The sequence below is a fragment of the Pseudomonas sp. B329 genome, from assembly GCF_023127835.1.
Lineage (GTDB): Bacteria > Pseudomonadota > Gammaproteobacteria > Pseudomonadales > Pseudomonadaceae > Aquipseudomonas > Aquipseudomonas synxantha_A.
Map to the genome: position 1 here is coordinate 11,566 of NZ_SPKP01000046.1, position 7,766 is coordinate 19,331.

The 7,766-nt window shown below is 56.2% G+C and carries 6 protein-coding genes and 2 pseudogenes; 6 read left to right on the plus strand and 2 right to left on the minus strand.

Annotation, left to right across the window (positions count from 1 at the left end; all coding sequences use genetic code 11):
- Positions 1 to 19: 19 nt before the first annotated feature.
- Positions 20 to 982, plus strand: a complete 963-nt coding sequence (locus tag E4P00_RS21270) for a zincin-like metallopeptidase domain-containing protein (protein ID WP_248133009.1) — start codon at positions 20 to 22, stop codon at positions 980 to 982.
- A gap of 132 nt (positions 983 to 1,114) precedes the next feature.
- Here the strand turns inward: E4P00_RS21270 and E4P00_RS21275 are convergent, their stop codons facing one another.
- Positions 1,115 to 1,309: a hypothetical protein gene (locus E4P00_RS21275; RefSeq protein ID WP_027912535.1), complete on the minus strand. Its 195-nt coding sequence runs from the start codon at positions 1,307 to 1,309 to the stop codon at positions 1,115 to 1,117.
- Between the two features lie 231 nt (positions 1,310 to 1,540).
- On the opposite strand from E4P00_RS21275, the pseudogene mobH reads away from it, so the two are divergent.
- The 5 genes and pseudogenes from mobH to E4P00_RS21300 all read left to right on the plus strand — a co-directional run.
- Positions 1,541 to 2,440, plus strand: a pseudogene (gene mobH, locus E4P00_RS21280) (MobH family relaxase); the annotation flags it as partial.
- An 818-nt stretch (positions 2,441 to 3,258) separates the two neighbouring features.
- A complete protein-coding gene (locus tag E4P00_RS21285) occupies positions 3,259 to 3,519 on the plus strand; it encodes a hypothetical protein (protein ID WP_248132975.1) in 261 nt (86 codons plus the stop codon).
- Between the two features lie 54 nt (positions 3,520 to 3,573).
- On the plus strand, positions 3,574 to 4,965 hold the full coding sequence (locus E4P00_RS21290; protein WP_248132976.1) for a DNA-binding protein: 1,392 nt from the start codon (positions 3,574 to 3,576) through the stop codon (positions 4,963 to 4,965).
- Between the two features lie 27 nt (positions 4,966 to 4,992).
- Positions 4,993 to 5,580: a Mu transposase C-terminal domain-containing protein gene (locus tag E4P00_RS21295; RefSeq protein ID WP_248132978.1), complete on the plus strand. Its 588-nt coding sequence runs from the start codon at positions 4,993 to 4,995 to the stop codon at positions 5,578 to 5,580.
- A gap of 22 nt (positions 5,581 to 5,602) precedes the next feature.
- The gene (locus E4P00_RS21300; RefSeq protein WP_248132979.1) at positions 5,603 to 6,322 is read left to right on the plus strand and encodes an ATP-binding protein; all 720 of its coding nucleotides are present in this window, start codon (positions 5,603 to 5,605) and stop codon (positions 6,320 to 6,322) included.
- 330 nt (positions 6,323 to 6,652) lie between these two features.
- Here the strand turns inward: E4P00_RS21300 and E4P00_RS21305 are convergent.
- Positions 6,653 to 7,747 (minus strand): annotated as a pseudogene (locus E4P00_RS21305) (integrase arm-type DNA-binding domain-containing protein); the annotation flags it as partial.
- Positions 7,748 to 7,766 lie beyond the last annotated feature (19 nt).

Sequence of the window (7,766 nt, forward strand, 5' to 3'; positions counted from 1 at the left end):
ATTTTTCGAGGGAAATGCCATGCGCAATATCTACCAAGACGTGACTGACAAGATCGTTAACGCGTTAGACCAAGGCGTAGCACCCTGGATCAGACCCTGGTCCTCAAGTGGCTCAGCTGACGTCGGTCATCATCAACCCTACCCCATCAACGCCATCACCCAGCGTCCCTATTCGGGCATCAATTTACCGCTGCTCTGGACCGAGGCTAGAATGCAGGGGTTCACTCAAGATCGCTGGCTGACCTTCAATCAAGCCAAAAAAGCCGGCGGGCACATCCGTAAGGGTGAGCACAGCACCCTGGCGGTGCTCTACAAACCGATGGAACGCGAGGAACAGACCGAATCAGGCCAACCCGTACTCGATGAAAACGGTCAGCCCAAGATTGCTCATTTCGGGATTCTCAGGACGCATTTTCTGTTCAACATCGAGCAAACGGAGGGGCTCGAAACGCTCAACGAAACGGTGCTCGAGACGGAATCGAGCGATTCCTTCTTCCCCAACAGTGCTGCCGAAAGCCTGTTGCTAAGTTCGGGCGCGAATATCATTCATCGATTTGCCGACGAAGCCTTTTACCACCCGATCAGGGATCTCATCCAACTGCCGACAAAATCGCAATTTCACGATCAAGGTGGATACTACGCCACTGCACTTCACGAGCTGACGCACTGGACCGGACACCACTCTCGATTGCAGCGCGAAGGCGTGACCTCTCCGTGTCCCTTTGGCTCGCCAGCCTATGCATTTGAAGAGTTGATCGCCGAGATGGGCGCCGCTTTTTTATGTGCCTACGCCGGTATACGGGGAGAGCTTCGGCACGAGGGCTATATCGACTCCTGGCTCGGCCTGCTCAAGGCTGACAACCGCGCGATTTTCCGCGCCAGTGGCCAGGCCCGATGCGCTTCGGAGTATGTGCTCAACCTGGAGCAGCAACGGAAGCAGACGGTAATGGATGACTCGCGATGCATGAACGATAGAGCTTGATCGTCACCTCACCGCTGCAAACCCTTCATAGGGTCCAACACAAGTTGGACCCTTTTTTATGCCCAGAAAATTCCCACACTGCAGAGCTCTGACGCAAAGAACATGAAGTAATCCCGTAACCGCAGTACGCCGTTACGTATCCAGGTTCTCCGCTAGGTAATCCACCAGCTCGAGTGGACTTCGGCTGTCGATCACCTTGTAGATCAGATCACGTTTGCTGCGCGGTAGCTTCTTGACCACGCTCTTCGCCGAGGCCCTGACGGCTTCGTCTGTTCCATGGATACGTGCCGCGAGCAGCAGTATGAGCGTGGCGTCAGTAAGGTTCATGGCAAGACCCGATAAAATTCGCACCGCAGTGTACCGACACTTTCCTTTTTCGTACCAGCATGCGCATCCAATAAAACGGCACCAGGACAAATCGATATTCCGATTGCCGCACAAAGGGAAACGCGTCAAAAGGACCGGTAAGGGTTGGAAGGGAATGGGGAGTCAAGGGTAAGAGCCCTATCCGAAAAGGCTAAAAGGCCACTGACTCTGCCAGTTCCCGGGAGTACTATGATGCTCAGTCTGTTTCGGCACAAAAGGCAAAAGCCTCCTCAGCCACCAACTGTAAACGTCGCCGATGGGTACCTGCCCATCGAATCGTCCCAGAGCTTGTTAGCAGCCGAGCATCGCCGCCAGTTGCTTGATCGCATTTGGCAGTACACCGCCCTCTCCCATCCGCAATTCAGCCAGCTCTATTTAAATCCGATCCATCGATACGCCGAGCTGGTCCAGCAGCTTCCTGCCAGCGAGACGCACCACCATGCTTATCTTGGCGGCATGCTCGACCATGGATTGGAGTTGGTCGCTTGTAGTTTGAAACTGCGTCAGTCGTATCTGCTGCCGACCGGCGCCGCGCCCGAAGACCAGGCCGCCCAGACCGATGCTTGGTCCGCTGGCATCACCTATGGCGCGTTGCTCCATGACATCGGCAAGATCGCCGTGGACCTGCTGGTCGAACGCCAGGATGGCCGTGTTTGGCATCCTTGGCAGGGTTCCATAGATCAGCCGTATCGTTTCCGCTATCTCAAGGGGCGCGACTACCACTTGCACGGCGCGGCCGCAGGCTTGCTCTACAACCAGATTCTCGACCGGCCAATTCTCGATTGGCTCAGTGGATTTCCGCCACTGTGGGCCAATCTGCTGTATGTCCTGGCGGGCCAGTACGAACGTGCCGGCGTGCTCGGTGAGTTGGTGATGCAGGCCGACCGCGTTTCCACCGCACAGAACATCGGTGGAAACCCGAGCAAGGCACTGCAAGCACCCATTCATTCGCTGCAACATCACTTGATCAGCGGATTGCGTCATCTGATTCAGCACGAACTGAAACTCAACCAGCCAGGTGCCGCGGGATGGCTGACCCAGGACGCGCTTTGGCTCGTCAGCAAGACGGTCACGGACAAGCTGCGAGCCTACCCCAGCAAAGCCACATGCTTAGCGGGCTCTGGCTGCGGAAGCAGAGCATCAACCAGCCCGAGTGAACGGAACTCAATAGCGCGCCAATACTTCCCTTTCTGGGCACGACGACAGCCCATAACTCAAGGCTGCACGCTGGCTATCCGGTACTGACCATAGGCCCTTTACCGGCCCCAGCGACATCACATGGTTATTTCGTTTTCTAGTCCCAGCCAAACGAAATACTGCCGATTGAGCAAACGAAATTTCGCTTCCGAAAATATCTTTTAAAATCAGCACTATAAGATTCAGTCCAGCCCCAGCCCCAAGAGAAAAAAACGAAGCACCTCGACTTCCCTTGCCTCCTCCTTCCTAATGTCATTGGACACGTTAGCTCTTGCCCTGTGCCAAACAAATCGCTAAAGTTCACCTGTCGCTGCCAATTCAGCGACCGGGTTTGACAGCCCGATAACCTCTAGGCGCACAGGCGCCAGCCGTACCGGTAACAGGCGCTTTTTTTGTGCCCGTAGTTCCGTGTTATGGCGGTCGTGCGTGGGGCACCTTCGGGTGCGCCGGGTTCCTAGAGTCCCGGTCTGTCAACCTGCGCACGGCTGCCACCCTATATTCGATTGACAGCGAATCGTGGCAGCTCCACTACTCTAGGAGCACCACCATGCAACACACTCACGCCCCCACTCCATCTAACACTAGTCGTGCAGCAGCATTCCGCGCCCTGGCCCTCGCAGCCCTCCGCGCCGACTCATCCCTTTCCGTTCGCCTTGAGCGCTACAACGCTGCCATAGCAAAGGCCCGCGCACTGGATGCCCAGGAGGTGGCCAATGGCTAATTTCAAACCTCTGGAGTTTAGCTCTCAAGGCGGCACCAAACCTGTTCTGTATGTGGACAGCAGTGCTCCGCAACGTGAGTTGATGGACGCTGCCCAATGGCGACTTGGGGCAGTCAAAGAGCTGTTGAGCGTTCTTATCTGTTGCTCTACCGAGGATGGCGGACGTCATGATGTAGCGCAGGTATCACGTGCGCTGCTCCTACTAGTTGACGACGCAGAAGCCCTATTCCAGGCAGCTAGCCAAGCAGCTTGATTGTCCGTGCCGACCTAGCTTCGGTTGGGTCGGTAGGCACATATAGAGGTACCTATGAATACTTGGTACACCGCTCAAGAGCTCGCCGGCCAGCCAGGGCTTCCTGCGACAGCCCGTGCGATCCGCAGCTTCGCTCAACGCGCCGGCTGGAGCAGCCAGCGCCGAATTGGCAGCAAGGCCAGCGAGTATGCCTTTGCCTCACTGCCGACCGAGACCAAGCAAGCCTTGCTCGCCAAGATAGTTGGCGCTTCCCAACCTTCGGAAATCGTAGAGCGTGACGCACATTCGTCGTCACGCTTGAATGATAAACAACGCTCAGCCATGGCCGCTCGCCTGGCCTTTATCCGAGAGATAGAGCGCCTGAGCAAAGTCACCTCGCAGCGCCAAGCCATTGCGCTGCTGCTTACCCAGACCAAGGCCGGTGAGCTTTCACCCTACCTCGCTGAACGCCTGGAACGTGCCAACGACCGTAAAACCAGCGCCCGCAATCTATCCGAGCGAACGCTAAAGCGCTGGCTTGCCGACTATAAACAGTACGGAGAAGCCGGTTTGGCGCCGGCACGGCGCAAGGCTGACGTGAACGTACCGGAGTGGGCAGCGGGCTTTCTGCGCTGTTATCAACGCCCGACAAAACCGAGCGTCGAAGCCAGCTATGCAGAGTTTGCAAGCAAGCACTCTGACGAGCGCCCGAGCATTCACCAGGTGCGCCGTTTCCTTAACAAGCTAAGCATCGATGCACGTGAATTTGGCCGCTGCAGTGCCCAGGAAGCTAAGGCCTACAAGGCGTTCAACCGGCGCAGTACGCTTAACATGCTGCCAGGTGAGGTCTACACCGCCGACGGCCATACCTTCGATGCAGAGGTGCTAAACCAGCGCACTGGTAAACCCTACCGCCCGGAAATCACCACGGTAATAGATGTAGCCACACGCCGTGCACTTGGGTTTTCAGTCGGTGAGGCCGAGTCGCATATTGTCGTACTCGATGCTCTGCGTGACGCCGTACAGCGCGGCGGCATGTTCGTGATGTTCTATGTCGATAACGGCCCTGGCTACAAAAACAGCACCATCCGGGAGGTCGTAGAGCGGCTGGGCGGTAGCATAATTCATGCCTTGCCCTACAACAGCCAGGCCCGTGGCCTGATCGAGCGCGCCCATCAAACTATATGGGTGAACGCTGCCAAGAAGATCCCTAGCTACCTGGGCGCTGACATGGATCGGCATGCGGGCCACAAGGTGCACAAGATCACTCGCAAGCAGCTACGCGAATCAGGCAGCACAAATCTGATGCCAACCTTCGACGAATTCAGAGCGGGCGCAGAAGCCGAAATAGAAGCCTACAACCGTAAGCCACATAGAGGATTACCCAAGATCCGTGACCCAAAAACGCTCCAGCGTAGACACATGACACCGTTGGAGGCATGGGACGCTGCCATCGCCAAGGGCTGAGAACCACTCAAGGCACCGCCCGAGGTGGTGAATGATCTGCTGCGTCCACAGGTAGTCCGCAAAACTCATCGCGGTGAAATCTCTTGGGCAGGTGAACGCTATGCATTAGAGGCGCTTGGCAACTTTCACGGTAAGCAAGTTCGAGTGGCTTATGACGTCCGTGATTCCTCACGGATATGGGTTCGCACCATGGCTGGCGAAATGATCGGCGAAGCCAAGCTGAACGGAAACAGCAGCGACTACATAGCACCATCTATTATCGAACAAGGCTATGTCAAACAGGCCAAAGGCCAATTCAAGCAAACCGTGGCAAAGCTGGAAAGCCTCACAGGGAAACGTGTGGAGCTGGTCGCTGAACCAGTCGTCGACTACAGCCAGGCACAGCTCACTGCGGCCCGCCAGCATGCTGTACGTCTGGCAGCGCCATCCCATGATCAATTCAAGCTGCCAAGTGACTCTATGTCTCGCTATCGCCTATGGCAGCGCCTCAATGCACGCCAGCAGGCGGGTGAAAGCCTTTCCGAAGAAGAGGCTCTATGGCACCAGCACTACCCCAAGCATCCTGACTACCAAGCTATTCGGCGTGTGTTTGAGCATGCCATGCCCGCACGCTAAGCAGGCAGACACGGAGAAAAACATGAACGTATCGAAGATCGTGCCATTAACCAATGTAGGGATGCTGGCCAGTGCCATAGAACGCGCGCAAAGCCGCCCAGATAATCTACCCGGACTGGTAGTAATGTACGGTGCAAGCGGACTTGGCAAGACTGTGGGGGCTAACTTTGCCGCCAACATCTACCGGGGTTATTACGTCGAGTGCCGGGACACCTGGACGAAAAAAGCCTTCCTCGCCGCCATCCTCAAAGAGATGGCTATCATCCCCCTGCGCACCATGTCAGAGATGGTCGACCAGATTGCCTATCAGCTTTCGCGTAGCCACAGGCCTCTTATTATAGATGACGCGCAATACCTTCTAGATAAAGCCATCGCGAATGTGCTGACCGATATCTACAACGCCAGTCACGGCACCATCGTCCTGATCGGTGAAGAACGAGTACCTCAATCCATGGCCAAACGCGAGCGCCTGCATAACCGTGTTCTGGAATGGGTACCCGCCTTGGCAGCGACGACAGAAGACATGCGCGCGTTGGCCGACGCCAATTATCCCCACCTGCACATCCATGACGATCTGCTGGATGACTTATGCAAAGCCGTGCGCGGCTGTCTTCGACGGATCGTCGTGAACCTTCACCAAATTCAATCCGAAGCTGCAGCCCTCTGCTTGGATAGCATCAATCTTGCTCAGTGGGGGCAGCGTGGCTGGTTCACAGGTGACGCACCTTTGAGGAGGGATTGACTCATGGCCAAGCAAGGTCGAAAGCCCGCCCACCAGTGCATGCTAGATGGCAAAGACAACCGCCAACGGATCTGGGATTTGCTAAGTCAATTCCCGGCCGGAATCAGCACTTACGCCATAAGCCGACGCACGAGCATTAATGATGAAACGGTAAAAACCTACATCAATTGCCTGCGTAAAGGGGGCTATCTAGAGCGCTGTGATGGCGTAGGTGAACTGTCGAAATTCCGGCTTGTGAAAGACACAGGAGCCGAAGCGCCTCGCCTTCGTTTAGATGGAACACCCAGTCTGCAAGGCCGTGGCACAGAAGCCATGTGGCGGACTTTACGCATACCCGATCTCGTTCAGCGCCGTCGAGATCGTCGCCCTCATCCCGTGGCCAGTGAGTTGATCGGCATACCCCATCCGACGTAACGCGCCATTCAGCGTGTTCTCACTGATACGCTTGCTCAGGTCGCTTCGATGCGCAAACAAGTAGCGCTGCGCGGGAACAACCTGGTCCAGCAAGTGACGCACAATCTCCAGCGCCTGAACCGACAGCGGCACGATATAAGGCGGTACATTTTGGGTCTGCTTCCCTGGCTTCCGCATCGCTAACTGGAGCTGTTTCACCACTTCCGCCGGTATGACCCACAAGCGCTTCTCTAGATCGAACTGATCAGGTGTTGCCAACCGCAACTCGCCCGTGCGGACGCCGGTCAGCAACAACAATCGAAGGCCAAGCCGAGTTTGGTCGGCACCACCGTAGTTTCGAAGCGCGGCCATCAACCCCGGGAGCTCGTCCATGCGGAGAAACGGGTTGTGCGTAACAGGCGGTTTGGGTAGCGCAACCACATCAAGATCCGAAGCTGGGTTGTGTTCCAGCCCCTCAATCTTGACCAGCGCATAGCGGAACAATTGGTTGAACCAAGTCCGGCATTTTTCGGCTGTCGTTAAGGCCTTGCGCTGTTCGATCCTGCTCAGCAAATCCAACAGATCGTGACGATTGATATCGTAGATAGAACGCCCACCCAGTATAGGCAGGACGTCTTTACTGAAGATCCTCAAAATCTGCGAGAGCGTGCTCTGGCGTCCTTCCTTCAGGCTCAGCCTACGGAACTTCACCCACTGATTGAACACAGCCTCAAAGGTGTGCTCTGCCGCAAAACGAACAGCACGACGCTGTTGCTTACGGTGCTCATAGGGATTGATGCCTTGGGCGACCAAGGCGCGCGCCTCATCACGTCGAGCACGGGCCTCTTTGAGGCTGATTTGCGGATAACTACCGAGAGACATGCGCTTCTGCACACCCGCCCAGTAGTACCTGAAACGCCAGATTTTTCCGCCGCGAGCCGTCACGTTGAGCGCAAGCCCATCCGTGTCGCCCATCGTGTAGTCATTGCCGGTGATTCTGGCTTGCCGAACGGTCGTATCCGAGAGTGCCATAGCGAGCTCCTGAACAGAG